The organism is Burkholderia sp. Ax-1720 (assembly GCF_011753035.1).
Classification (GTDB): Bacteria; Pseudomonadota; Gammaproteobacteria; order Burkholderiales; family Burkholderiaceae; genus Burkholderia; species Burkholderia gladioli.
The window spans coordinates 12,015-37,580 of the sequence record NZ_VWWK01000056.1 but is presented as its reverse complement, the minus strand read 5'-3'; the positions used below and the strand labels follow the sequence as shown (position 1 = coordinate 37,580).

Here is a 25,566-nt window from a genome sequence, read left to right as displayed (position 1 = left end):
GGTGCCCGAGCCCGCGCCGCGCGGCCGGCGCGCACCGCGCTGGCGCAGCGCGATGCGCCTCGCGCGTGCATGCCTGCATCAAAAACGATCTGTCACCCGATCAATGCGATCGGTTTCGATTCGGCATCCGATCGATTTTTTTTCGCGCGAATTCGCGTGTTAACGTCGGACGTATCGAGGTCAACCGCCCGCAGGGACGCCCGCCATGGATCACTCGCTCGCCCATTGGTCGAAACGGCTGGCCGAGAGCCGCCAGCCCGCCTATCTGCTGATTCCGGAATTGATCGAGGAGGACGTGGCGGTGGGCCGGCTCAAGCCGCGCGACCGCATGCCGGGCCTGCGCGAGCTGGCCGACGCGCTGCGCCTGAACTACACCACGGTGGCGCGCGCCTATGCCGAGGCGCGCAAGCGCGGCCTGCTCGACAGCCGCGCCGGCAGCGGCACCTTCGTGCGCGGCCCGACCCAGACCTTGCCGCTGTCGGGCGGCGGCAGCGTCGAGATGTCGATGAACATGCCGCCCGAGCCGCCGGCGATGGCCGCGCGCCTGGCCGAATCGGCCGCCGCGCTGCATGCGCGCGCCGATCCCTACCAGTTGCTGCGCTACCAGGATTTCGGCGGCGCGCCCGCCGATCGCGCCGCCGGCCGCGCCTGGCTGGGCCGGCGGCTGCCGGGCTGCAACGGCGAGGCGGTGCTGGTCTGCCCCGGCATCCACAGCGCGCTGGTGGCCCTGGTCTCGCTGCTGGCGCGCCCCGGCGACACGCTCGCGCTCGACGCGCTGGCCTATCCCGGCATCAAGGCGATCGCCTCGCAGCTCGGCGTGCGCCTGCAGGCGCTGCCGCGCGACGAGGACGGCCCGCTGCCGCATGCCTTCGAGTCGCTCTGCAAGAGCCACAAGCCGGCCGCGTTCTACTGCAACCCCACCCTGCAGAACCCCAGCACGCTGACCATCCCCTTCCACCGCCGCGAGGCGCTGGCCGACGTGGCGCTGCGCTACAACGTGCCGATCGTCGAGGACGACGCCTACGCGATGCTGCCGCAAGGCGCGCCGCCGCCGCTCGCCTTGCTCGCGCCCGAGCTGACCTACTACGTGACGGGCATGTCGAAGAACTTCGGCGCGGGGCTGCGCATCGCCTACCTGCTCGCGCCCTCGGCGCGGCAGGCGCAGCGCATCGCCGGCGCGCTGCGCGCCACCACGGTGATGCCGAGCCCCTACACGATGCTGCTGGCCACCCAGTGGGTCAACGACGGCACCGCGCTGGCGATGCTGGAGGCGATCCACGCCGAGGGCGGCGCGCGCATGGCGATCGCCGCCCAGGTGTTGCGCGACTGGCGCTTCGACGCGCATCCGAACGGCTTCCACCTGTGGCTGCCGATCCCCGCCGACTGCCATCGCTTCGCGCCCGAGCTGGCCCAGCAGTTGCGCAATCGCGGCGTGGCGGCGGTGGCGGGCGCGGCCTTCTCCACCGACGGCAACCCGCCCAACGCGATACGCCTCTGCCTGGGCGGCCCGCAAACGCCCGAGGACTGCCGCGAGGCGCTGCGCCTGGTGGCCGACGCGCTCGGCGATCCGCACCACCTGGCCACGCCGACCATCTGAGCGGCGCGTGCATGAAAAAAGGCGCAGTGCCCGGGGGCAAAGCGCCTTTGCAACGGCCGCCGTATCAGCGGCGACAACTCAGTCCTTCGCCATCGCGCGCTCGATCGTGATGTGCGTCGGCATCATGTTGACGTTGGCATTGTGGATCACCCACAGCGAGAGCCCGACGATCACCGCGATCAGGAAGCCCGTGCACAGGAAGATGCCCGTGTTGGCGCGCTGGCTGCGCGCCGTGCCGATATGCAGGAAGTAGAACAACTGCACGATCAGCTGTGCGATGCAGGCGATCACGATCGCGGCCAGGCCCCAGCCGCGCGGCACGATGTCGGTCATCACCGCGCCGAACGAGACGAAGGTCAGCAGTACCGACAGGATCATGCCGATCACATAACCCTTGAGCGTGCCGTGCGAGGCATCGTGCGCATGATGCGCGGCGGGCGCGTGGGACGTGGGCTTCATACGAACTCCCGCAGGTAGACGAAGGTAAACACGCAGATCCAGACCAGGTCCAGGAAGTGCCAGAACATGCTGAGGCAGGCCAGGCGACGCTGCACCATGCCGTTCAGGCCGAACTTCCAGACCTGGTGCATCATCACGCCGATCCACAGCAGGCCGCAGGTGACGTGCAGGCCGTGGGTGCCCACCAGCCCGAAGTAGGCCGACAGGAAGGCGCTGGTATGCGGGCCCGCGCCGTCGGCCACCAGCTTGGCGAACTCGTGCACTTCCATGCCGATGAAGCCGGCGCCGAACACGAAGGTGATCGCCAGCCAGGCGATCACCGCGCCGCGCCGGCCGGCGTTCATGGCCAGCATCGCCAGCCCGAAGGTGAAGCTGCTGACCAGCAGCAGCATGGTTTCGCCGAGCACGTAGTCGAGCTCGAACAGGCCCTGCCCGGTGGGGCCGCCGGCCGTGGCGTTGGCGAGCACCCCGAAGGTCGCGAACAGCGTCGCGAAGATCAGGCAGTCGCTCATCAGGTAGATCCAGAAGCCGACGGTGGTCTTGCCGCCGTCGTCGTGGTGGCCATCCTCATGGCCGTGCGCAAGGGTCTGGGCGCTCATCATGCGACCTCGGTTTCATTGAGCGGCACCACGGGAACGTGACGCTGCAGTTGCGCGAAACGCGCGTTCTCGATCCGCTCGACTTCGGCGGCGGGGACGTAGTAGTCGGTGTCGGTGTCGTAGCTGCGCGCGATGAAGGTGCCCACCATGCCGAGCAGGCCCAGCACCACGAACGGCCACATGTGCCAGACGAAGGCGAAGCCGAACACGGCGCTGAACGCGGCGATGATCACCCCCGCGCCGGTATTGCGCGGCATGTGGATGTCCTCGTACTGCGTCGGCTGGCGATAGGCGCGGCCGCTGTCCTTGTCGTCCCAGTGCTGCTCGACCGAGGTGATGGTCGGCACGATCGCGAAGTTGTAGAACGGCGCGGGCGAGGAAGTCGACCATTCGAGGCTGCGGCCGTTCCAGGGATCGCCCGTCTCGTCGCGCAGTTCGTTGCGGCGGCGCACGCTCACATAGATCTGCACCAGCATCGCCAGGATGCCCATGCCGACGAACACCGCGCCGACCAGCGCGACCACCAGCCAAGGGTGCCATTGCGGCACCGAGTAGTGGTTCATGCGGCGCGTCATGCCCTCGAAGCCGAGCACGTAGAGCGGCGTGAAGGCCAGCCAGTAGCCGATCAGCCAGCACCAGAACGAGACCTTGCCCCAGAACTCGTCGAGCGTGAAGCCGAACACCTTGGGGAACCAGAAGCTGATGCCGGCCAGGCAGCCGAACACCACGCCGCCGATGATCACGTTATGGAAGTGCGCCACCAGGAACAGGCTGTTGTGCAGCACGAAGTCGGCGCCCGGCACGGCCAGCAGCACGCCGGTCATGCCGCCCACCGCGAAGGTGATCATGAAGCCGATGGTCCACAGGGTCGCGCTGTGATAGCGGATCCGGCCGCGGTACATGGTGAACAGCCAGTTGAACAGCTTCACGCCGGTCGGGATCGAGATGATGGTGGTCATGATCCCGAAGAAGGCGTTGACGTTCGCGCCCGAGCCCATCGTGAAGAAGTGGTGCAGCCAGACGAAGAAGGACAGCACGCCGATCGAGGCGGTGGCATAGACCATCGACTTGTAGCCGAACAGCGGCTTGCCCGAGAAGGTCGCGATGATCTCCGAGAAGGCGCCGAAGGCCGGCAGGATCAGGATGTACACCTCGGGATGGCCCCAGACCCAGATCAGGTTGATGTACATCATCGCGTTGCCGCCGAGCTCGTTCGTGAAGAAGTGCATGCCCAGGTAGCGGTCGGCGGTCAGCAGCGCGAGCGTGCCGGTCAGCACCGGGAACACGGCGACGATCAGGATGTTGGTGATCAGCGCGGTCCAGACGAACACCGGCATCTGCATCAGCTTCTGGGTCGGCGCGCGCATGCGCAGGATCGTGACGATGAAGTTGATGCCGGTCAGCGTGGTGCCGAGCCCCGATATCTGCAGGGACCAGATGTAGTAGTCCACCCCCACCGTCGGGCTGTAGCCGAGCTCCGAGAGCGGCGGATAGGCCACCCAGCCGGTGGCCGCGAAATCGCCGACGAACATCGAGACCATCACCAGCCCCGCGCCCACCACCGCGAACCAGAAGCTCAGCGAGTTCAGGAACGGATAGGCCACGTCGCGCGCGCCGATCTGAAGCGGCACCACCACGTTCATCAGGCCGATGATCAGCGGCGTCGCCACGAAGAAGATCATGATCACGCCGTGCGCGGTGAAGATCTGGTCGTAGTGATGCGGCGGCAGGTAGCCGGCCGCGTCGTTGTTGGCGATCGCCTGCTGCGCGCGCATCATGATCGCGTCCGCGAAGCCGCGCAGCAGCATCACGATCGCCATCACGATGTACATCACGCCGATCTTCTTGTGGTCGACCGAGGTGAACCATTCGCGCCACAGGTAGGTCCATTTGCCCGCGTAGGTGATCGCGCCGAGCAGGGCCGCGCCGAGCACGAGCACCACGGCCAGGGTGCCCATGATGATGGGTTCGTGCCAGGGAACGGCATCGAGTGTGAGCTTTCCAAACATGATGTTTACCGGGTAGCCAGGATCGGCGCCTTGGCGGCGCCGGGGGAAAGGGAGATCGCGCCGGCGCCGGCCGACTGGATGGTGGCCGGGATCACGCCCGGCGAGGGCGCCGTGCAGCTCGGGTTGGCCGAGCCTGCGCGCATCGCGGTGGCGACGATGTTGTCGAACAGGTCCGGCACCACGCTCGCGTAGAGCGTCGGCGCGTTCTTCTCGCTGGGCTGCGCGAGCCGCGCGTAGGCCGCCGCGTCGAGCGACACGCTCGCAGCCCTGGCGCGCGCGATCCAGGCATCGAATTCGCCGCGGCTGGTGGCGTAGGTCTTGAAGTGCATGTCCGAGAAGCCGGGGCCGCTGAAGGCCGCCGACTGGCCCAGGTAGGTGCCGGCTTCATCGGCGATCAGGTGCAGGCGCGTCTGCATGCTCGGCATCGCGTAGACCTGGGTGCCGAGCTGCGGGATGAAGAAGGAGTTCATCAGCGATTCGGCGGTCAGGCGGAAATCGACCGGCGTGCCGACCGGCACCGCCAGCTCGTTGACCGAGGCGACGCCGTAGTCGGGATAGATGAACAGCCACTTCCAGTTCAGCGCGATCACCTCGACGCGCACCGGCTTCTCGCCCGACTCGATCGGCTTGTAGGGATCGAGGCTCAGCGTGGTGCGCCAGATCAGCCCCGCGAGGATCACCACGATCACGCAGGGGATCGACCACACCACCACCTCGATCGCGGTCGAATGCGACCAGCGCGGCGCGTAGGTGGCGCTGCGGTTCGAGGCGCGATAGCGCCAGGCGAACCACAGCGTCAGCGCGATCACCGGGATCACGACCAGCAGCATCAGGCCCAGCGCGATCAGGATCAGCTGCTTTTCCTGCACGCCGATGTCGCCTTTCGGGTTCATCAGCACGCTGCTGCAGCCGCCGAGCAGCAGCAGGCCCGCGGCCGGCGCGAGGCGCGCCAGCGGCGCCAGCGCCTTCAGCGCGCCGCGACCGCGACCGGCAGCGGCACGCGAGGGCGGGGCGAGCGAATCATGGCAAGGGGACGAGGGGGACAGCGGTGGTCCCGATTCGACATCGGGCCGGGTTCTGGAGGATGGAGTGCGCATGGAATGTCCGTGTTGGCCGTGCACGCAAATCCGTCCATCCGCATCGCTGCCCGTCGCTGCCGGCCCCCGGAACGCGCGGCCGGCAAGGCCGTGCATACAAGTCGCATCATGTATGGATTTACGCGCTTCGATGTCGGATGGTAGAGTAAGACATCACGCATACAAGCCGCGACAGAATGACGCAAAAACACTCGAATCCGATCGATGTATGGAACTCGGCGCTGGTCGCCGGACAAGGGCCGCGCTACCTGCAGATCGCCAACTTCATCGAGCACGCGATCGCCGACGGGCGCCTGCAGCCCGGCGATCGCGTGCCGCCGCAACGGCAGGTGGCCGCCCGGCTCGGCGTCGACCTGACCACCGTGACGCGCGCCTTCAACGAGGCGCGCCAGCGGCACCTGCTGGAGGCACGCGGGCCGCTCGGCACCTTCGTGGCGGTGCCCAAGGTCCAGCTGGCGCAGCGCGTCGACCTCAGCATGAACATCCCGCCGCCGCCGGCCGGCGTCGACCTCGAGATGCTGCTGCGGCGTGGCATGTCGCAGGTACTGCTGCGCAGCGACATCGATCTCCTGATGACCTACCACGTCGGCGGCGGCAGCGAGGCCGATCGCGAAACCGCAGTCGGCTGGCTGCGGCCGATGCTGGGCGACCCGGCGCGCGCGCGCGTGGTGGTCGCCCCCGGCGCGCAGGCCACGCTGGCCGCGCTGATCATCGCCATGACGGCCGCCGGCGACACCATCGCCTGCGAGCCGGACATCTACCCGGGGCTGCCGCTGGCGGCCTCGCAACTGGGGCGCGTGGCCAGGCCGATCGCGGTGGACGCGCAGGGCATGCGGCCCGATGCGCTCGAGGCGGCCTGTCGCGAGCCCGGCGGGGTGCGGCTGATCTACCTGAATCCGACGCTGCAGAATCCGACCGGCACCACCATGCCGGCGCCGCGTCGCCAGGAACTGCTGAAGGTGGCGCTGCGGCACGGCGTGCTGATCGTCGAGGACGATCCCTACTGGCTGTTCGCGCCCGACGCGCCGCCGCCGCTGGCGAGGATCGCGCCGGCCCAGGTGGTGTATGTGTCGACGCTGTCGAAATGCCTGTCGCCGGGGCTGCGCACCGCCTTCGTGGCGCTGCCCGACGAGAGCCTGCGCGACGCCTTCCTGAGCGCGCTGCGCTCGTTCTCGCTGATGGCGCCGCCGCTCACCAACGCGCTGGTCACGCAGTGGATCAACGACGGCTCGGCCGCGCAGGTGCTGGGCGGCGTGCTCGGCGAGGCGCGCGAGCGGCAGCGCGCCGCCGCCCAGGTGCTCGGCGCGAGCAATGGCGACGGCGCCGGCATCCATCTCTGGTACCCGCTGCCGAGCTACTGGGCACCCGGCGAGCTGGCCGCGGCGGCCAGCGCCGAGGGGCTGGCGGTGGCGCCGTCCACCGCCTTCCATCTCGGCGGCCAGGCGCCCAACGCGATCCGCGTCTCGCTGGGGGCCACGCCCGATCGCACCCAGCTGCACGCGGCGCTGCGCCGGCTGTCGGTGCTGCTGGCCAGCGACATCTCGAGCGGGCGCGGCCTGATCGTCTGAGCCGGGCGGCGGCCGCCGCCGGCCGCGAAGGCGAGCCAGATCACGAAAACGAAACAGCCCGGTCGAAGCAGGATCGCTTCGACCGGGCTGTTTGCTGGTGCCGCGCGCGGATCAGGCGGCGGCGGGCTTCGATACGCCGATGAGTCAGACTTCGAGACCGGGCTTGCGCGTGGTCGGCGCCGGCGCGGCGGGCATCGGGGCCGGCGTGCGGGCCGGGGCGACCGTCCTCGCGGGCGGCGCCACCGGCACCAGGTACAGCACCGGCTGCGGCATCCGCATCAGGACCACCGGCGGCCCGGCGAACATCGCGTCGAGCGGCGCGCCGGCCATGATCGCTGCTCGAAGTCGCATCGGTTTTCCTCCTGTCGTTATCGCTCGTCGGGACGGGCGGCGAAAATCTCGCGCGGAAATCTTGTTGGAGGAGGCTTAAACGGGGCTTAAGAAACGCGGCCACAATTTGGCCACGACGACCAGCTTGGCCGTCACGCCTTTTGAACCATTCGCTGTCCGGCGCGCGGATGACGCGTGCGCGCCCGCGCCTCTTGACATATGCCAACATATGGCATTGAATGGCAAGGTCTATAGTCAGGCGGAGAAAGGTCATGCGCACCGTATCCATTTTCAGAAACTCACGAAATCAAGCGATCCGCATCCCCAAAGACCTCGAATATCAAGGGATAACGGAACTTGAAATCAGGCGCGACGGCGATACGCTCATATTGCGTCCGGTCAGACCCTCCTGGACCTCGTTCGCCGAACTGGATCGTGGCGAGATATCCGACTTCCTTACCGACGATCGCCGTGATGTGATTGCATCCGAGGGACGCTTCGATCTCGGCGATGATGATCTGAAGCCGGAATCGGGGCCCGACCGGTGACGCATCTCTACATGCTCGATACGAATATCTGTTCGTACATCATTCGAAAGGCCCCCTCCTCGGTTCTCCAGCGGCTTGAAGCCTGCGTCGATGCCCAACATCGGATCGTTATCTCCGCCATTACCTATGCGGAAATGCGAGACGGCACGCTTGGCAAAAAAGCGTCTCCCAAATTACCCGGGATCATTTCGGAATTCGTATCGAGGCTCGACGGCGTGCTGGCTTGGGATGCCGCGGCCGTCGATACGGCGACGCGAATTCGCATGGACCTCAACGCCAGGGGCACGCCGATCGGATACAACGATGCGTCGATTGCCGGCCATGCCCTCTCGTCCGCCGCCATTCTCGTGACACATAACGCACGCGAATTCGAGCGCGTCGCCGGCTTGCGAATTGAAGATTGGGTTAATTCCAGCCCCGCCTAACGTCCCTGACCTGCAACCCCGCGAAATACCCCCAGCGCAAACGCCCGGGATCACTCCACCACCGCCCCCCGCTCACGCCTCCCCGAGTTGCGCGATCAACTCGGCCAGCAGGCTCCTGGCCACCGCCGGCAGGCGACGCTCGCGCATGCTCATCACGCGCAGCCGGCGTTCGTTCAGCAAGGGCTCGTCGATCGCGCGCGCCAGCAGCGTGCTGCCCTGCGCGAGCCCCTTGAGCGCCACCGCGCTGCCGAGCGTGACGGCGCCGGTGCGCGCCGCGAAGGCATGCAGCACGGCCGAGTTGTTGCTCGACAGCAGCGGCTCGATGCGCACGCCGCGCGCCGCGCAGCACAGGTCGAACAACTGCCGCACCGTATTGCCGCGTTCGAGCAGCGCCAGCGGCCAGGCGCGCAGGTCCTCGAGCGTCAGCGCCTCGTGCGCGGCCAGCGGATGCGCCGGCGCGAGCAGCGCGCGCACCGGCATGTCGATCTCGTATTCGATGCTGACCGCGGGCGTGCCGCCGCCCGAGAAGGCGATGCCCAGATCCACCTCGCCGATCGTCACCCAGTGCTCGACCTGGGCCGGCGTGCCCGAGCGCAGCTGGTAGCGCGCCAGCGGCACGCGCTCGTGATGGCGAGCCAGCACCTCGGGCAGGAACGAACGCGTGAAACCCTCGGTGCAGCCCAGCCGCACCAGCCCGCCCGCCTGCTCGCGCCCCGCCGAGATCTCGCCGATCACCGCCTCGGCCTCCAGCAGCGCGCGCCGCGCATGCGCGGCCAGCAGCTCGCCCGCCTCGGTCAGCACCATGCCGCGCGGCATGCGCTCGAACAACGGCGCGCCGACGTCCTGCTCGAGCTTGCTGATCTGCCGGCTGATGGCGGAGACGGCCACGTGCAGCGTGTCCGAGGCCGCCGCCAACGAACCGGTGCGCGCCACCTCGACGAAATACCGCAATGCGATGCCGTGAAGCATGCCCCGTTCTCCCCGGCGCGAACGCGCCTTGCCTTGCCATTTCGGCAAGTCTATTCGACATCTTTGTAATTGTTGCGAATTTTTGGCGTTCCTAGAGTGGGGCATTCCAGCCTTCCGCCTTGCCAGGAGCGACCCCGATGTCCACCACCCAATCCGCCAGCAACCCGCGCCAGCAGGCGCTCGACCTCGCCGTGCGCGCCCACGACGGCGGCGCGCTGCTGGCCGATCTCGCGCGCCGCGTGGCCTTTCGCACCGAAAGCCAGGAGCCCGCCCAGGCCGAGGCGCTGCATGCCTACCTGAGCGACGAGATCGCCCCGGCGCTGGCCGCGCTCGGCTTCCGCTCGCGGCTGGCCGACAACCCCGCCGGCGCGCGCGCGCCGTTCCTGATCGCCGAGCGGATCGAGGACCCCGCCCTGCCCACCGTGCTCAGCTACGGCCACGGCGACGTGGTGCGCGGCTACGACGCGCAATGGCGCGCCGGCCTCGCGCCCTGGCGTGTGACGGTCGAGGGCGATCGCTGGTACGGACGCGGCACGGCCGACAACAAGGGTCAGCACTCGATCAACCTGGCCGCGCTGGCGGCCGTGATCGAGGCGCGCGGCGGCCGGCTCGGCTACAACCTCAAGCTGATCTTCGAGACCGGCGAGGAAATCAGCTCGCCCGGGCTCGACGCGATCTGCGCGCGGGAGCGCGAGGCGCTGGCCGCCGACCTGTTCCTCGCCTCCGACGGCCCGCGCGTGAGCGCCGAGCGCCCGACCCTCTTCCTCGGCTCGCGCGGCGGCCTGAACATCGAGCTGGGCGTGGCGCTGCGCGAGGGCGGCCATCACTCGGGCAACTGGGGCGGCGTGCTGCGCAATCCCGGCACGGTGCTCGCGCATGCGATCGCGAGCCTGATCGACCGGCGCGGCGCGATCGCGGTGGAGGGCCTGCGCCCGCCGCCGATCCCCGCCGCGGTGCGCCGCGCGCTGGCCGACATCGAGCTGGGCGGCGACGAGAACGCGCCGGCCATCGATCCCGACTGGGGCGAGCCGGGCCTCACGCCGAGCGAGCGCGTGATCGCCTGGAACACCCTGGAGGTGCTGGCCTTTCGAACCGGCAACCCCGAGGCACCGGTCAACGCGATCCCGCCGGACGCGAAGGCGATCTGCCAGTTGCGCTACGTGGTCGGCACCGACACCGCGAACGCGCTCGCGCATCTCGAGGCCCACTTCGCCCGGCACGGCTTCGACGAGGTGCGGGTGACGGTCTCGCAGCGCTCGCCCGCCACCCGGCTGGACCCCGACGATCCCTGGGTCGAGTGGGCGCTGGGCTCGCTGCGCGCCTCCACCGGCAAGCCGCCGGCGCTGCTGCCCAATCTCGGCGGCACGGTGCCCAATCACGTGTTCGCCGACACGCTCGGGCTGCCGACGCTGTGGGTGCCGCATTCCTACCCGGCCTGCGCGCAGCACGCGCCGAACGAGCACCTGCTGGGCTCGGTGGCGCGCGAGGCGCTGGCCGTGATGGCCGGGCTCTGGTGGGACCTCGGCGAGGACGCGGCGCGCATCGTCGCCGAACGTCGCGCGCGCGACGCCCGGCGCACCAGCGCCGCGCCAGCCGCCGCCTGCGCGTAAGGACCGGCGCGCCGCGCGCCACATCTGCCCGGCATCGCCGCCCTCCCGCGCGGCGACGCCGGCCTCCGCCGTCGTACCCGAACCGATCGAGCGTCCCATGAACCGTCCCGTCCCCTCCCCCGCCCCCGCGCGCAAGCCGCCCAGCCTGGTGCAGATCGTCGTCGCGACCTCCGCCGGCAATGCGCTCGAGTGGTTCGACATCGCCGTCTACGCCTTCTTCGCGGTCTATATCGGCCAGCACTTCTTCCCGGCCCGCAACGAAACGGCCTCGATGCTGCTGACCTTCGGCTCGTTCGGCGCCTCCTACCTGGTGCGCCCGCTCGGCGGCCTGGTGCTGGGCGCCTATGCGGACCGGCGCGGCCGGCGTGCCGCGCTGATGCTGACGGTCACCCTGATGATGATCGGCACCGGCCTGATCGCGGTGATGCCGGGCTACGCGAGCATCGGCATCGCCGCGCCGCTCGGCGTGTTCGCCGCGCGCCTGATCCAGGGCTTCTCGGCCGGCGGCGAATTCGGCGCCTCCACGGCGATGCTGATCGAGCACGCGCCGCACCGGCGCGGTTTCCTGGCGAGCTGGCAGTTCGCCACCCAGGGCCTGGCGCTGCTGCTGGCCGCCTCGTTCGGCTACGGCCTGGCGCGGGTGCTGTCGCCGGCCGAGCTGGCCGCCTGGGGCTGGCGCCTGCCGTTTTTCTTCGGCGTCCTGATCGGCCCGCTCGGGCTCTACCTGCGCCGCTTCCTGGAGGATGCGCCGGCCTTCCTCGAGGGCGAACGCTCCGAGTCGCCCGCGCGCGACCTGCTCGCCACCCACAAGCGCGCGGTGCTGGTCGCGATCGGCGCGCTCAGCGTGTCGACCGCCGTCAACTACCTGCTGCAATACCTGCCGACCTTCGCGATCCGCCAGTTGCACCTGCCCACCTCCACCAGCTTCGCGGCCACCATGGCCGGCGGCGTGATCCTGACCGTCGTCACGCCGCTGGCCGGCCATCTGTCGGACCGCATCGGCCGCCGCCGGCAGATGGCGGTGGTCGGCATCCTGTTCGCCGTCACCGCCTGGCCGGCCTTCTCGTACACGGTCGCGCACGTCTCGGTGCCGACCCTGTTCGCGCTGGTCTGCTGGCTGGCCCTGCTCAAGTCGATCTACTTCGGCGCGCTGCCGGCGCTGATGTCGGAGCTGTTCCCGGCCGCGACGCGCTCGACCGGCATGTCGGTGGCCTACAACATCGGCGTGACCGTGTTCGGCGGCTTCACGCCCGCGATCGTCACCTGGCTCACCAGCGCCACGGGCGATCGCAGCGCGCCCAGCTTCTACCTGGTCCTCACCGCGATGATCAGCCTGGCCGCGCTCGCCTCGGCCGGCCGCAAGACGACGCCGCTGGGCCGGCGGCCCGCCGCGGCCTGAGGCTGGCGCACGCCTGAGCCTGAGCCTGAGCCTGAGCCTGAGCCTGAGCCTGAGCCTGAGCCCGAGCCTGAGCCCGAGCCCGAGCACGAGCACGCGCAGGCGCAGGCACCGACATCCACGCCGAGCACCGGCTCCGAGCACCCGCATCGGAGCCGGCGCCGAATGCCGGGACCGCTTCCATGCCCTTCCCGGCCCCGCTTCGTCCCGATCGATGTGCATGCATCGAACCACCCGGCAAGCTTGCCGCCGCCCACGCGCAGCCGGCACTCCATAAGCAGCGATCCATCCCCGACCCGGCACCCATTTCCCCCTAGGGGTTTGTCACCATCCCTTCACACCGCCCCCGCATCCCGGCCGGTTTCGCGTAAACTGCGCCGGATCACTCCCTCGCGTCCCCACGCGATGGTCGAAGCATCCGGAATGCAAGGAGATGTCACGCATGCACGCAGTGCCTTTACCGACCCAGAACGTGATCGACTCGACCGCCACGCAGCCCGTGCGCGATCTGCGCCGCGTGCCGATCCATCCCGACTTCTGGTATCCCCTGGCCTGGTCGCGCGAACTGAAGCGCGGCAAGACCCTCGGCGTGCAATTCGCGGGCGACCCGATCGTGTTGTTTCGCGGCGAGTCGGGAACGGTTTTTGCGCTGGAAGACCGTTGCGCGCACCGCCAGGTGCCGCTGCACGCCGGCGTGGTCGACGGCGACGCGCTGCGTTGCGGCTATCACGGCTGGACCTACGATTGCAGCGGCAAATGCGTGGACGTGCCCTACCTGGGCAAGGAGCGCCTGCCCAACGGCGTGCGCGCCTACCCGTGCCGCGAGGTGCGCGGGCTGATCTTCGTGTTCACGGGCGACCCCGCCCTGGCCGACGAGAAGCCGGTGCCCGAGCTGCCCACGGTGGCCGACCCGAAGTACAAGACGCGCCGCTTCGGCCGCGCGGTCAAGTGCCATTACTCGTTCATGCACGAGAACCTGATGGACATGAACCATCAGTTCCTGCATCGCCGCGAGATGGGCCAGATGAAGGCGCGCTCGCTGGGACGCCGCCGCGGCGAGGGCTGGGTCGAGGTCGACTACACCTTCTCGCGCGCCGAGGGCAAGCAGCCGATCGGCGAGGCGCTGGTGTTCGGCGCCAGCAAGAAGCCGCAGGACCAGAGCGACAAGAGCGTGATGACGATCCGCACCGAGTATCCCTATCAGACGCTCAAGATCCTCTCGAGCGAGGGCACCCTGGTGATGGACCTGTGGATCGTCTACGTGCCGCTCGACAAGCAGCAGCGCACCAACCGCACCTTCGGGCTGCTGTCGATCCGCAAGCCCTCGGTGCCCTTCGCGCTGGACCTGGCCTGGCCGCTGCTGGTGTGGTTCACCGAGCGGATCTTCAAGGAGGACCGCTGGATCGTCGAGCGCGAGCAGGAAGCGCACGACATGCAGGGCGCCGACTGGAACCACGAGGTGTTCCCCGTCATCAACGACCTGCGCGACGTGCTGCGCAACAACGGCGGGCGCACCGTGATCCCGATCCGCGAGCTGGGGCCGGCGGCCTGACGGGCAGGCGGCAACGGAGCGAAGGCAGGCGAAACGCCTGCCTTTTTTATTGCGCGCGGCTCAGCGCCCGACGACGCCGAGCATCAGCAGGTGCTCGAAATCCTTCAGCGCGGCGGCGGCCGTCGCCAGCGGGCTGGTGCGGCCGATCGCGAGCAGCTCGCCCATCGCGTCTGTCTCGATGCGCACCGCCTTCATGCCGGCACCGATCCCCGCGAAGGGATGCGCGGCCTCGTAGGTGGCCAGGCGCACCGAAGCCTCCACCCGCCCCTCGCCCCCCGCGCGCCGCTCGATGCGGCCGACCAGCTTCGGCACCAGGCCATCCGCGCGCCAGCGCGCCAGTTGCCCCGCCTCGATCGGCGCGATGCCCTCGCGCGCGATCTCATCGAGCGCCAGCCGCGCGCCGAAACCCGCGTTGGCCAGGATGCAGACCTTGCAGGCCGTGTCCCAGCCCTCGACATCGAAGCGCGGATCGGGCTCGGCCATGCCGGCGCGCTGCGCCTCGGCCAGCGCATCGGCGAAGGCGATGCCGGCCATCATCCGGTCCAGCACGTAGTTGGTGGTGGCCGTGAAGATGCCTTCCATCACGCGCACCTCGCAGCCGGCCGCGTTGTAGTCGAGCAGGTCGATGGTCGGCAGCGCGGCCGAGGTCGCGCCGCTGATCTTCAACTGCACGCCGTTCGCATCGGCCAGCGCGCGCAGGCCCGGGTAGTCGAGCACCAGCGCGCCCTTCGAGATCGCGATGCCGTGCGCGCCGGCCGCGAGCGCCGCGCGCAGGTAGCCGAGCGCGGCGCCGCCGGTCAGGTAGTCGGTCGGACCGGCCTCGATCAGCACGTCGGGCCGCGCGGCGGCCACGAAGGCCTCGCCCGTCAGCGCCGCGTCGAGCGGCGCATCGGCCGCGAGCGGATCGCGCAGGCCCTCGCGATCGACGCGAGCGCCGCGCGAGCGGCTGATGCCGACCAGCCGCACCTCCACCCCGTAGCGCTCGCGATAACGCGCGCGGCGCGCCGCCAGCAGTTCGGCGACGGCCCGGCCGATCTGGCCGAAGCCCGAGATCGCGACATGGCAGCGTGACATCGGCGCTCCAGGACGATGACGAAGGGATGGACGAAGGGCCGCGACGGCCTTACTTCGCGAACAGCTTGCCGAGATCGGCGAAGGCCTTGAATTCGAGCGCGTTGCCCGACGGATCGAGGAAGAACATGGTGGCCTGCTCGCCGGGCTCGCCCTTGAAGCGGACATACGGCTCGATCACGAACTTCGTGCCGGCCGCGCGCAGCTTGTCGGCCAGCAGGTGCCATTGCTCCAGCGTCAGCAGCGCGCCGAAATGACGGACCGGCACGCCGTGGCCGTCGACGGCATTGGTGCGCGCCACGCCCGTTTCGTCCGGCGCGAGATGCGCGACGATCTGGTGGCCATAGAGGTTGAAGTCGACCCATTCGGCCGAGCTGCGGCCCTCGGGGCAGCCGAGCAGCTCGCCGTAGAATTCGCGCGCGGCCTCGAGGCTGTGGACCGGGAAGGCGATATGGAAAGGCAGCAGCGGGGCGGCGGAAGCGCTCATCGATCGAAACTCCGTAACGAGGTATCAAGGGGAAATCGGCCCGCCGCGCGCGTCGGCGCGGCAGATCAGTGACACCGATGTTACCGATTACGATCTTCGATGAAAAACGATATTTTTCCGATCTGAGTATCGATTTATTCGATCAAAAGGAACGCCGCGGTTCCGCCTCGTTTGCAGCCTCGTTTGCAGCCTCGTTTGCAGCCTCGTTCGCCGCCTCATTTGCCGCCTCATTCGCCGCCCTGGTCGCCGCCGCGACGCAGGCCCTGGCCAGCACCTCGGTCGGGTCGACCAGGCTCACGCGCGCGCCGGCGGGCCCTGCGATCTCGCCTGCCGGCAGCAGCAGCGGCAGTTCGGTGCAGCCGAGCAGCACCACGCGCGCGCCGGCCGCGACCAGCGCATCGAGCGCGGCCTCGATGTCCTCGCGGCAGCGGCCCTCCACGAACCCGGCCTTGACGCCCGCCTCGCCGTAGATCGCCGCCATCACGCGCGCCTGCAAGGCCGGCGGCGGCACGAGCTGCGCGAAACCCTCGGCGGCCAGCGCCTCGCGATAGACGCCGCTGGCGAGCGTGCCCGAGGTGGCCAGCACGCCGATCTCGCGCGCCTCGGGAAAACGCTCGCGCAGATGGCGCGCCGTCACCGTCAGCATGTTGACGATCGGGATCGACAGGCGCGGCTGGATCCGCTCGACGAAGGCGTGCGCGGTATTGCAGGGGATCGCCACCAGCTTCGCGCCGCCCTGCTCCAGGCGCTTGCAGGCGGCATAGAGCGAGACGGTCGGATCGGGGCCCTCGCCGACCAGGTGCGCGGTGCGATCGGGGATCTGCGGATTCTGCTCGACGATCAGCTTCAGGTGGTCCTGGTCGCGCGCGGCCGGCGTGTGCTGCACCAGCTTGCGCAGGAAATCGACGGTGGCCGCCGGCCCGACGCCGCCGACCACGCCGATCCGGAACGGCTCGGCCTGGCCGCCATGCGCGCCCTCGTGGTCGGCGGCGAGCACGCGCCGCGCATAGACCTGGTTCGGGTCGACCAGCGGCACCGGCAGCGGCCCGAGCGCGTCCAGCACCAGGGCGATCTCGGTCAGGCCCGGCACGATCACCTCCGCGCCCTGCTCGATCAGCGAGGCGCAGGCACGCCGCAGCAGCTCGACCGGGCGCCCGTCGAGCGCGCCCTCGCGAATGCCGTCCGCGCCATAGACCGCTTCCATCACCGCATCGATGCCATCGACCTCGCCGGGATGGCAGAGACTGAATTCCGGCGCCGCGAAGTAGCGCTCGAACAGGCGCCGCTCGCGCGTCGCCGCCGAGGCCAGCACGCCGATGCGATGCGCGCCCGGCCACGCGCGGCGCACGTGCTCGCGCACCGCCTCGACCAGGTCGACGATCGCCAGCGAGGTGTTCGCGCGCAACTCGTCGAGGAAGGTGTGGCTGAGGAAGCAGGGCAGCACCACGGTGGTCACGCCGCGCTGCTCGAACTCGCGGATCAGGTCGAACACATGGAGCTTGCGCTCGGCGCTCGCCTCGCGATCCGGGGCCGTGCCGCGCAGCGGATGCTGGGCCAGGATCGCATCGATCGGCATGGTGCCGGCCGCGCGCATCAGCTTGGCGTACAGGTCGGCGCCGGCCAGCGGCCCAAGCCCGCCGACGATGCCGAGGCGCCGCGCCGGCGCGCCGGCCGGAAGGCTCGCGCCGCTCATCGCGCGTCGCCCGCGAGCGGCTCGAGACGCGGCAGCTCGCTCGACACCGGCCCCGGCTCCGTCGCTTCGGCCACCTCGCGCGCCGAGCGCCGCGCTTCCCACTTCGCGATCACGGCGGTGGCCACGCTATTGCCGATCACGTTGGTCATGGTGCGTCCCATGTCGAGGATCTGGTCGATCGCCAGCACCAGCGCCACGCCCGCGGCGGGCAGATGGAACAGCGGCGCGACCGCGGCGACCACCACCACCGAGCCGCGCGGCACGCTGGCCATGCCCTTGCTGCTCAGCATCAGGACCAGCAGCATCAGCAACTGCTGCGAGACCGGCATGTCGATGCCGAAAGCCTGGGCGATGAAGATCGCGGCGAAGGACTGGTACATCATCGAGCCGTCGAGGTTGAAGGCGTAGCCGAGCGGCAGCGTGAAGCCCACCACCTTCTTCGGCACGCCGAAACGTTCGAGCTGCTCGGTCAGGCGTGGATAGGCGGCCTCGCTGCTGGCCGTCGAGAAGGCCAGCATGGCCGGCTCGCGCACCGCCTTCAGCAGGCGGCCGACGTCGCGCCCCAGGAACAGCCAGCCGACGCCCACCAGCAGCAGCCACAGCACCACCAGCGCCGCATAGAAGGCGCCGATCAGCCGGCCATAGGTGAGCACCACGTCGAGCCCGCGCAGCGTGACGGCCGAGGCGATCGCGCCGAACACGCCGAACGGCGCGGCGCGCATCACGTAGCCGGTCAGCCGCAGCATCACCGGCACCAGGCCGTCGATCGCGCCGACCAGCAGGGCCACGCGCGGGTCCTGCCTGAGCGCGCCGAGCCCGAGCCCGAAGAACAGCGAGAACACCAGGATCTGCAGGATGTCGTTGCGCGCCATCGCATCAAGCAGGCTGGTGGGGAAGGCGTGCGTGAGCACGTCCTTCAGGTTCAGCCCCGCCGTGTTGAGCCCCGCGACGCTTTCCCCGGCGCCCGCCGCCAGGTGCAGGCCGGCGCCGGGCTGCAGCGCGTTGGCGAAGGCCAGCCCGATCAGCAGCGACACGAAGGAGGCGCACAGGAACCACAGCACGGTGCGCAGGCCGATCCGGCCCACGTCGCGGCCGCCGTCCATGCCGGCGAGCCCCGACACCAGGGTGGCGAACACCAGCGGCGCGATGATCATCTTGATCAGCCGCAGGAAGATGTCGGTGAGGATCGAGAAGTAGCCGGCGATGTCCCGGGCTTGCGCGGCATCGGCCGCCGTCGCGTGGCAATAGCCGCCGGCCGCGATGCCGAGCAGCATGCCGACCGCGATCCATGGAGTGAGGCGTGATTTCATGTCCGTCCCTGGAGGCGCCGGGCGAACCTGGAGGGTCCTGCGGCGCGTGTCGATGAGGAAACGTCGGGGTTCGACGCGGGCGACGGACGAAAGCGGAAAGCGGCTTGCCTCGACCGTCAGGACGAATGGTAGGGACGGTCAAAAAACCCGCGATGCGGGTCCGGCATGCGCGTATGCGTGATTCGCATAGGCAGGGAAATCCCGGGGACAGCCGCGGCAGGGAGCCTCAGACCGAGGCGCGCAGGTGCTGCCAGAGCGTATCGACGAAGGCGCCGCGGTTGCTGGTATCGCGATAGACACGCAGCTCCACCTCGAGCTGCCAGGCGGCCGGCCCCGCCGGCACCAGCTCGCCGGCCGCGAGCTCGCGCGCGATCGCGCTGCGCGGCAGCCAGGCCAGGCCCTCGCCCTCGACCACCAGCTTCTTGAGCACCTCGGCCATGTCCGACTCGAAGTGCAGCCGCAGCATCGGCGTGGCCGGCGCGCGCGACAGCAGCAGCGCCTGGCAGCGCCCGAAATAGCTGGTTTCCGTATACGAAATCAGCGGCAGCGCGGCCTTGCTGGTGCCCGGCAGGCGAAAGCGCGGCGCGGCGCGCGGCGTGGGCTGGCTGACCGGCAGCAGCGTATCGAGGCCGACCGTGAGGTGCTCGTAGCGCGCGGGGTCGAGATGCAGCGGCAGCTCGGGATGGTGGTAGGCGAACATCAGTTCGCAGTTGCCGTTCACCAGCGAGAGGATCGAATCGTGGACATTGGCCGGCACCACCCGCGCGCGCACCTCGCCGAAATGGCCCGACAAGGCCTTCAGCCAGCCCGGCAGGAAGTTCAGCGCGATGGTGTGGCCGGCCGCGATCTGCAGGCCGCGCCCGGCGATGCGCTGCTCGGTGCGGATGATGGCGCGCGTGTCGTGCAGCTTGTGCAGGATGTCGTCGGCGGCCTCGCGAAACAGGCGCCCGGCCGGCGTCAGCACCGGCGGGAAGCTGCTGCGGTCGATCAGCTCCGCGCCGATCCACTGCTCCAGCGACTGGATGCGGCGGCTGAAGCCCGATTGCGTGACGTTGCGGAACTCGGCCGCGCGCGAGAAGCTCTGGTATTGCGCGAGGGCGATGAAGTCCTCGATCCATTTGATTTCCATGCGCGTCGCCGATGGCTTGGGGATGATGGGAAGTCGATCGAGCGCATTCTACGACGCGGCGGCGCCGCTGCCCGCCAGGCAAGCCGAATCGCAGACTGTTACCGCCGGCGCGGCCGGCGCTTGCCTCGGCATCGCGATGGTGCTGGAATAGCGCTCATTCCTATGACAACGAACAACGAATCGAGAGAGACCATGACCATCAGATCGCCGCGCAGGAATCGCGCTGCCGGGAGCGCCCCCGCCTCGCTCACCCCGCTCACCCCGCTTGCGCTCATCGCCTCGCTGGCGCTGGCCGGCTGCGCCGCCAACGACCCGCCGATGCCCTCCCCCGACCAGATCGCCTCGATCTGCCTGAAGCAGGCCGCGCAGGGCGGCGATCCTGTTTCGCTGGCGCACCTGAGCGCGCTGCAATGGCAGCGTTACGTGGGCTGCCGGATCGGCGGCAGCCTGTATGTGGCACGTCCCGCCGTCGACGGTTATCCCGAGGCGGTGCTGTCGACGCATTTCTCCCGCAGCGGCGCGGTCGAATCGTCCGAGCTGCAGCCCGCCAACGGCGGCGGCGACCCGGCCTGGAACGCCGCGGTCACGCAGGCGCTGGCGAGCGCTTCGCCGCTGCCCGCGCTGGGCACGCCCAACCAGACCGCTCGCATCGACCTGCATTTCAGCCCGCGCTGGAAGCTGGCGGGCCTGACCGGCGGCGCCGGCCTGTCGAGCAGCAGCCACTGGAGCGTGGAGCATTGCACTGTCATGGCCGCCGGCGCGAAAAGCTGCACCGGCCCCACCGACTGAGTAGCGGCCCCGCGCGGGGTGATCGGCACCCCGCCGCCATTCTTCGCGTTTCGCGAACGATCCATTCGCTCCCCGGCGTATTCCTGCAAGTCCTTCGCGCCCCTAGACTTCCTCTCCATGCGATCCGATCCCTGGATCGCGCGGTCCTGAGGAAATCATGGCGCTTCAGCCTCGTTGGTTGTCCCCGCATCCATTTCTCGTGACGGCCTCATGGCCGGCACGACGTCGGGTACACGATCGACGCTGATACGGACCACCTTCAGCGGCCGGCATGACGGATCAATAGTTCGTCATGCAAATCAAACTCGGCACGATTTTCCTTTCCATCACATCGCCCCTGGAGCCTTCACGATGACATTCCCGACCCTCGCCGGCCTGGCCGCCGCTTGCGCCCTCACGTTCGCCACGCTCTCGCCCGCCGCGCAGGCCACCGGCACCGTCGCGTCGACCGGCGCCCCCGCGGCAAGCGCCGATGCCGTCAGCTATCACACCCTCGACGTGAACGGCGTGAAGATCTTCTATCGCGAGGCCGGCCCGAAGAACGCCCCCACCGTGCTGCTGCTCCACGGCTTCCCGACCTCGTCGCAGATGTTCCGCAACCTGATCCCGCAACTGGCCGACTGCTACCACGTGATCGCGCCGGACTATCCCGGCTTCGGCCAGAGCGACATGCCGCCGCCGGATCGCTTCAGCTATACCTTCGACAATCTCGCCAAGGTGATCGACGGGTTCACCGAAACCCTCGGCCTGACGCGCTACGCGCTGTACGTGCAGGATTACGGCGCGCCGGTCGGCTACCGGATCGCCGCGGCGCATCCCGAGCGCGTCACCGCGATCGTCGCGCAGAACGGCAACGCCTACGAGGAGGGCATCGCCGGCGATTTCTGGAAGCCGCTGAAGGCCTACTGGGCCGATCGTTCGGAGGCCAATGCCGAGCGCCTGCGCCAACTGCTGCAGTTGAAGGTGACGCGCTGGCACTACGTGGACGGGACGCGCGAGCTCAGCCACCTGGACCCCGGCACCTGGACGCTCGACCAGGCCTACCTCGACCGCCCCGGCAACCAGGAGATCCAGCTGGACCTGTTCTACAGCTACGGCAGCAACGTGGCGCAATACGCGCAGTGGCAGGCCTATTTCCGCGAGTACCAGCCGCCGATGCTGATCGTCTGGGGCAAGAACGACAAGGCCTTCCCGCCGGTCGGCGCGCGCGCCTATCTGCGCGACCTGCCCAAGGCGGAGCTGCACCTGTTCGATACCGGCCATTTCGCGCTGGAGGAGGACGGCGCCGAGATCGGCCGGCTGATGCGCGCATTCCTGAAACGCAACGTGCCCGCCACGCGCTGAGCGGCTTGCCGCCGGCAAACCGGGCCGCGGCGGCATACTCCGGGCGGCGGTGCCGCCGCGCATCCCGCGTGCGCGGCACCGCCGCCCGGGCCCCGTGCACGCGACACGGCGCTCGCCTACACCAGCTTCATCAAGGCCGGCACGCCGAGCACGGCCGCGTAGTAGCCCATGAACTGCACGCCGGTATTGAAGCCGAACAGCCTCGACAGCACGCCGCCCACCAGCCCCACCGTGAGGATCACGGCCAGCCCCGCCAGGCCGCCCTCCCACACGCCGATCACCACGATCAGCCCCGAGAAGGTGGCGATGATGGCCTCGTGCGAGAGCTTGCGCGCCACGAACGATGCCGCGCGATGCGCGTAGTTCATCGCCAGCGGATAGGCGATCAGCGCGGCCAGCAGCACCGCGAGCAACCCGTAGCCGAGGAAGGCCCAGGCCGACATCAGCGTGTGCAGGTTGTGGACCTGCCCGCCGGCCGTGTCGACGAAGAAGCGCGGCGGCGCATTGAACAGCGGCGCGGCCGGTCCCGCCGCCACCGGGCTCAGCGGCAGCCCGAAGGCGATCAGCGGGATCAGCGCCTCGGCGATATAGGTGGCCTCGGTCACGCCGTTGCGCGCGGCGATCACCGTGGTCAGGCGCGGATAGGCATGCTTGACGCGCGCGCCGACGATCTCGCCGGCCACCACCGTCATCGCCACCGGGCTGAACACGAAGGTCGCGCTCGACAGCGCGGCGGTACCCAGCGTCCAGCCGGCCTGGCTGCGATCGAGGATGCGCAGCGGGTTCGGGAACCAGCCGCGCCAGCCCTTCAGGTCCGGCGCCAGCGAGAAGGTGGCCAGCCCCTCGCGCCGCATCGCGCGGCGCGCCGGCGGCGAGAGGATCGCGAACAGGTCGGCGATCAGCGGGCCGATCGCGATGCCGAGGAAGTAGCTGACCGAGAGCTTCACGCCGTACTTGCCGGTCAGCGTCTGCAGCGCCACGATCAGCAGCACGAAGGGCACCAGCAGCAGCACGCAGGCCCAGCGCCCGGCCGAGGCGTAGGCGATCACGCAGGCGGCGGCCAGGAACACCCAGGGCGCGGCCTTCGAGATCGCGCCGCCGAACGGCGCCAGCAGCACCGCGAACAGCACCGCCAGCGGCACCGCCACGCAGGCCGCCACGATCGCGCCCGAGATCATCTTGCGCAGCGCGATATGCGGCACGCCGAGCGCGCGCAAGGCGGTGGCCTGCTGCAGCAGCGGCGCGGCCATGGTGTCGCCGGGAATGCCGAGCAGCGCGGTGGGGATCGCGTGCGTCATGTGCTTGGCCACCGCGCCGGCCAGGAAGAAGGTGAACACGCCCGCCGGCGGCACGCCGAGCAGGGCCACCAGCAGGGTCAGCGGCGCGATGGTGGTGGTCTCGTCGGTGCCGGAAACCAGGCCGATCGCGGCAAAGGCGATCGCGCCGAGCAGGCCCATCGCCAGCGCCACGGAGAAGTCGGACAGCAGCGGGGTCATGAGCGGGCTCCCGGCTTTGCTGCGGCGGCAGCGGCGCCCGCCTCGGCGGCGGCGCGGCCCGCGCCTCGCTCGTAGGCGGCGAACACGGCAGTCAGGCCCAGCTCGTCCATCTCGGCGCGCGCAGCCGGGCTCAGGTCCTCGAGCGAGCCGAGGCCGCCCGATTCGGCATCGAGCTGGGCCAGCACGCGCAGGCGCGCCGCCTCGTCCACCACCTGCTCGACCACCACGCGCTTGGGCGCGAACAGCTTCGCGCAGATCACGCCGGCCGCCAGGCAGCCGCCCAGGCCGACCAGCATCGCGTAGGCGCGCGCGATCTGCGGATCGGCGACCAGCGGCGCCAGCAGCGCGCGTCCCGCGAGGAAGGCGCCCAGCGCCACGCCCACGCCGATCGCCACCGACCAGCCCAGATGGCGCAGGTCGACCGTATCGCCCCACACCTCGGCCAGCGGCGCCGCGGTCGCCGTCTCGGCCGCCGTCTCGGTCGCCACCGCGCGCCGCGCGGACACGGCCGCCAGCGCGGCGGAATTGCCACCCATCTCGTTCATGCGTCTCCTCCTTCGGCAGGCAAGCTGCCGTCGCGGCCGGGGTGGATCCCCGGTCCGCCTGGTTATGTGCCCGCGCCTTCCGACGACGGGCCGCCGCTCAGTCGCGCGGGCCGGCCAGCAGCTCCAGCGCGCGATCGGTGCGCACGTCCCTGGCGGCCGCCATCTTGCGCGCGACCCAGTCGATGTCGGCGCCGCTCGCGCCGGCCGCGATCGCGATATTGCGCGCGTGCAGCGCCATGTGGCCGCGCTGGATGCCTTCGGTGGCGAGCGCGCGCAGCGCGCCCATGTTCTGCGCCAGGCCGACCGCCGCGGCGATCTCGCCGAGCCGCTGCGCGCTCTGCACGCCGAGGATCTGCAGCGCCGCGCGCGCCAGCGGGTGGGTACGCGTGGCGCCGCCCACCAGCCCGACCGGCATCGGCAGCTCGATGGTGCCGACCAGGTCGCCGTTGGCGGCCTTCTCCCAGGTGGTCAGCGAGGTGTAGCGCCCGCCGCGGCTGGCATAGGCATGCGCGCCCGCCTCCACCGCGCGCCAGTCGTTGCCGGTGGCGACGATCACCGGATCGATGCCGTTCATGATGCCCTTGTTGTGGGTGGCCGCGCGATAGGGATCGACGGCGGCCAGCAGGTAGGCGTCGATCACGCCGTCGATCACCGCCTCGCCCGAATACTCGCGCGTGGCCAGCGTGGCCGCCGAGTAGCGCACGTGCGCGCGGGCCAGCCGCAGGTCGGCCAGGTTCGACAGGATGCGCAGCCGCACGGTGCCGCCGGTGAGCGCCTCGATGCGCCCCGCCACCGCCTCGGCCATGGTGTTGACGGTATTGGCGCCCATCGCGTCGCGCACGTCGACGATCAGGTGCGCGACCACCATCGCGCCGCGCGGCGTGTCGGGGAACACCTGCACCTCGATGTCGCGGCAGCCGCCGCCGAGCTTCACCAGCACCGCGTCGCGCGCATTGGCCAGCTCGATCAGCTCGTCCCTGGCGGCCAGGATGGTCTGGCGCGCGCCATAGGGATCGTCGATGCCGAGCACCTGCACCTGGGCGCGCATCAGCGGCCCGGTGCTGGAGGTGCGGAAACCGCCCGCCTCGCGCGCCAGCTTGGCCATGAAGGAGGCGGCCGCGACGATCGAGGGCTCCTCCACCGCCATCGGCACCAGCACGTCCTCGCCGTTGATGCGGAAGTAGCCGGCCACCGCCAGCGGCAGCTCGAAGGTGCCGATCACGTTCTCGATCATGCCGTTGGCCACCTCGATCGGCAGCGCGCCGGGCCGGGCCAGCAGCGCGTGCTGCGCGTCGTCGAGGCCGGCGGCCGCGGCGATGCGAGCCAGGCGCTCGGCGGGAGTCAGGGAACGGAAATCGGGCAGGGCGGAATCGATGGGCATCGCGGGCGTCTCCATGTCGGGTGGCGCGGCCTCGCGTTTTCCGGTGTTGCGGGGCCGCTTCGAATGGACGAATAATAGGCGCGCTGTACCTTAATGAAAGGTACAGTTCCCCACAACACTCGATGCACTGTACCTGGCACAGTGCGCCGGCCCGATGGAGCG

24 protein-coding genes are annotated in these 25,566 nt (G+C 69.8%); 10 read left to right on the top strand and 14 right to left on the bottom strand.

Annotated elements, in window-relative coordinates:
* Positions 1–205: 205 nt before the first annotated feature.
* Positions 206–1,597: a PLP-dependent aminotransferase family protein gene (locus F3J18_RS17905; protein WP_166913545.1), complete on the top strand. Its 1,392-nt coding sequence runs from the start codon at positions 206–208 to the stop codon at positions 1,595–1,597.
* Between the two features lie 78 nt (positions 1,598–1,675).
* Here the strand turns inward: F3J18_RS17905 and cyoD are convergent, their stop codons facing one another.
* Genes cyoD through cyoA form a run of 4 tightly spaced genes read right to left on the bottom strand, consistent with a single transcriptional unit; the run spans position 1,676 to position 5,761 of the window.
* On the bottom strand, positions 1,676–2,056 hold the full coding sequence (cyoD, locus tag F3J18_RS17900) for a cytochrome o ubiquinol oxidase subunit IV (RefSeq protein WP_166913544.1): 381 nt from the start codon (positions 2,054–2,056) through the stop codon (positions 1,676–1,678).
* Positions 2,053–2,658, bottom strand: coding sequence for a cytochrome o ubiquinol oxidase subunit III (gene cyoC / locus F3J18_RS17895; RefSeq protein WP_013689246.1), 606 nt, complete (start codon positions 2,656–2,658; stop codon positions 2,053–2,055). Before cyoC ends, cyoD begins: the two co-directional genes overlap by 4 nt.
* Positions 2,655–4,664 carry a cytochrome o ubiquinol oxidase subunit I gene (gene cyoB, locus F3J18_RS17890; RefSeq protein ID WP_166913543.1) on the bottom strand — a complete coding sequence of 670 codons (2,010 nt, stop codon included), beginning with the start codon at positions 4,662–4,664 and terminating at the stop codon, positions 2,655–2,657. The genes cyoC and cyoB overlap by 4 nt, the downstream gene beginning before the upstream one ends.
* A 5-nt stretch (positions 4,665–4,669) precedes the next feature.
* Complete coding sequence (gene cyoA, locus F3J18_RS17885; protein ID WP_166913542.1) at positions 4,670–5,761, bottom strand: ubiquinol oxidase subunit II; 1,092 nt, start codon at positions 5,759–5,761, stop codon at positions 4,670–4,672.
* Between the two features lie 176 nt (positions 5,762–5,937).
* On the opposite strand from cyoA, the gene F3J18_RS17880 reads away from it, so the two are divergent.
* Positions 5,938–7,329 (top strand): PLP-dependent aminotransferase family protein, encoded by a 1,392-nt coding sequence (locus F3J18_RS17880; RefSeq protein ID WP_166913541.1) that lies wholly within the window; start codon positions 5,938–5,940, stop codon positions 7,327–7,329.
* A gap of 144 nt (positions 7,330–7,473) precedes the next feature.
* Here the strand turns inward: F3J18_RS17880 and F3J18_RS17875 are convergent, their stop codons facing one another.
* Entirely contained in the window at positions 7,474–7,680 is a 207-nt protein-coding gene (locus F3J18_RS17875) for a hypothetical protein (protein WP_240154753.1), read from the bottom strand.
* Between the two features lie 251 nt (positions 7,681–7,931).
* On the opposite strand from F3J18_RS17875, the gene vapB reads away from it, so the two are divergent.
* Both vapB and F3J18_RS17865 read left to right on the top strand, forming a co-directional pair.
* Positions 7,932–8,207, top strand: coding sequence for a type II toxin-antitoxin system VapB family antitoxin (gene vapB / locus F3J18_RS17870; protein ID WP_052142853.1), 276 nt, complete (start codon positions 7,932–7,934; stop codon positions 8,205–8,207).
* Positions 8,204–8,632, top strand: coding sequence for a type II toxin-antitoxin system VapC family toxin (locus F3J18_RS17865; protein WP_166913540.1), 429 nt, complete (start codon positions 8,204–8,206; stop codon positions 8,630–8,632). The genes vapB and F3J18_RS17865 overlap by 4 nt, the downstream gene beginning before the upstream one ends.
* Before the next feature lie 72 nt (positions 8,633–8,704).
* On the opposite strand, the gene F3J18_RS17860 is transcribed toward F3J18_RS17865, so the two are convergent.
* Positions 8,705–9,601: a LysR family transcriptional regulator gene (locus F3J18_RS17860; RefSeq protein WP_025102225.1), complete on the bottom strand. Its 897-nt coding sequence runs from the start codon at positions 9,599–9,601 to the stop codon at positions 8,705–8,707.
* A 137-nt stretch (positions 9,602–9,738) separates the two neighbouring features.
* Here F3J18_RS17860 and F3J18_RS17855 point away from each other — a divergent pair, with 137 nt between their 5' ends.
* The 3 genes from F3J18_RS17855 (at position 9,739) to F3J18_RS17845 (ending at position 14,159) form a co-directional block, all read left to right on the top strand.
* Positions 9,739–11,211 carry a M20 family metallopeptidase gene (locus tag F3J18_RS17855; RefSeq protein WP_166913539.1) on the top strand — a complete coding sequence of 491 codons (1,473 nt, stop codon included), beginning with the start codon at positions 9,739–9,741 and terminating at the stop codon, positions 11,209–11,211.
* Between the two features lie 97 nt (positions 11,212–11,308).
* Positions 11,309–12,610, top strand: coding sequence for an MFS transporter (locus tag F3J18_RS17850; RefSeq protein WP_166913538.1), 1,302 nt, complete (start codon positions 11,309–11,311; stop codon positions 12,608–12,610).
* A 439-nt stretch (positions 12,611–13,049) separates the two neighbouring features.
* Positions 13,050–14,159: an aromatic ring-hydroxylating dioxygenase subunit alpha gene (locus F3J18_RS17845; RefSeq protein WP_013689234.1), complete on the top strand. Its 1,110-nt coding sequence runs from the start codon at positions 13,050–13,052 to the stop codon at positions 14,157–14,159.
* A gap of 60 nt (positions 14,160–14,219) precedes the next feature.
* On the opposite strand, the gene F3J18_RS17840 is transcribed toward F3J18_RS17845, so the two are convergent.
* From F3J18_RS17840 to F3J18_RS17820, 5 genes are all read right to left on the bottom strand, one after another.
* A complete protein-coding gene (locus tag F3J18_RS17840) occupies positions 14,220–15,233 on the bottom strand; it encodes a homoserine dehydrogenase (RefSeq protein ID WP_025098275.1) in 1,014 nt (337 codons plus the stop codon).
* Positions 15,234–15,282: 49 nt separating this feature from the next.
* A complete protein-coding gene (locus F3J18_RS17835) occupies positions 15,283–15,717 on the bottom strand; it encodes a VOC family protein (protein WP_013689232.1) in 435 nt (144 codons plus the stop codon).
* 142 nt (positions 15,718–15,859) lie between these two features.
* Positions 15,860–17,410 (bottom strand): amino acid racemase, encoded by a 1,551-nt coding sequence (locus tag F3J18_RS17830; RefSeq protein ID WP_166913537.1) that lies wholly within the window; start codon positions 17,408–17,410, stop codon positions 15,860–15,862.
* A complete protein-coding gene (locus F3J18_RS17825) occupies positions 17,407–18,720 on the bottom strand; it encodes a dicarboxylate/amino acid:cation symporter (RefSeq protein WP_166913536.1) in 1,314 nt (437 codons plus the stop codon). Before F3J18_RS17825 ends, F3J18_RS17830 begins: the two co-directional genes overlap by 4 nt.
* A gap of 226 nt (positions 18,721–18,946) precedes the next feature.
* Positions 18,947–19,849, bottom strand: a complete 903-nt coding sequence (locus F3J18_RS17820) for a LysR substrate-binding domain-containing protein (RefSeq protein WP_025098272.1) — start codon at positions 19,847–19,849, stop codon at positions 18,947–18,949.
* Here F3J18_RS17820 and F3J18_RS17815 point away from each other — a divergent pair.
* The 3 genes from F3J18_RS17815 to F3J18_RS17805 all read left to right on the top strand — a co-directional run bounded on the left by F3J18_RS17815 (position 19,821) and on the right by F3J18_RS17805 (position 21,982).
* Positions 19,821–20,000, top strand: a complete 180-nt coding sequence (locus tag F3J18_RS17815; RefSeq protein WP_166913535.1) for a hypothetical protein — start codon at positions 19,821–19,823, stop codon at positions 19,998–20,000. The two genes, F3J18_RS17820 and F3J18_RS17815, sit on opposite strands and share 29 nt — an antisense overlap.
* Positions 20,001–20,041: 41 nt before the next feature.
* Positions 20,042–20,638 carry a TonB C-terminal domain-containing protein gene (locus F3J18_RS17810; RefSeq protein ID WP_166913534.1) on the top strand — a complete coding sequence of 199 codons (597 nt, stop codon included), beginning with the start codon at positions 20,042–20,044 and terminating at the stop codon, positions 20,636–20,638.
* Positions 20,639–20,989: 351 nt separating this feature from the next.
* Complete coding sequence (locus F3J18_RS17805) at positions 20,990–21,982, top strand: alpha/beta hydrolase (RefSeq protein ID WP_166913533.1); 993 nt, start codon at positions 20,990–20,992, stop codon at positions 21,980–21,982.
* A 116-nt stretch (positions 21,983–22,098) separates the two neighbouring features.
* Here F3J18_RS17805 and F3J18_RS17800 read toward each other — a convergent pair whose 3' ends face one another.
* The 3 genes from F3J18_RS17800 to F3J18_RS17790 all read right to left on the bottom strand — a co-directional run bounded on the left by F3J18_RS17800 (position 22,099) and on the right by F3J18_RS17790 (position 25,404).
* Positions 22,099–23,478 carry a tripartite tricarboxylate transporter permease gene (locus F3J18_RS17800; RefSeq protein WP_025098269.1) on the bottom strand — a complete coding sequence of 460 codons (1,380 nt, stop codon included), beginning with the start codon at positions 23,476–23,478 and terminating at the stop codon, positions 22,099–22,101.
* Entirely contained in the window at positions 23,475–24,023 is a 549-nt protein-coding gene (locus tag F3J18_RS17795) for a hypothetical protein (protein ID WP_240156405.1), read from the bottom strand. Before F3J18_RS17795 ends, F3J18_RS17800 begins: the two co-directional genes overlap by 4 nt.
* Before the next feature lie 97 nt (positions 24,024–24,120).
* Entirely contained in the window at positions 24,121–25,404 is a 1,284-nt protein-coding gene (locus F3J18_RS17790; protein WP_025098267.1) for a hydroxymethylglutaryl-CoA reductase, degradative, read from the bottom strand.
* Positions 25,405–25,566: the final 162 nt, after the last annotated feature.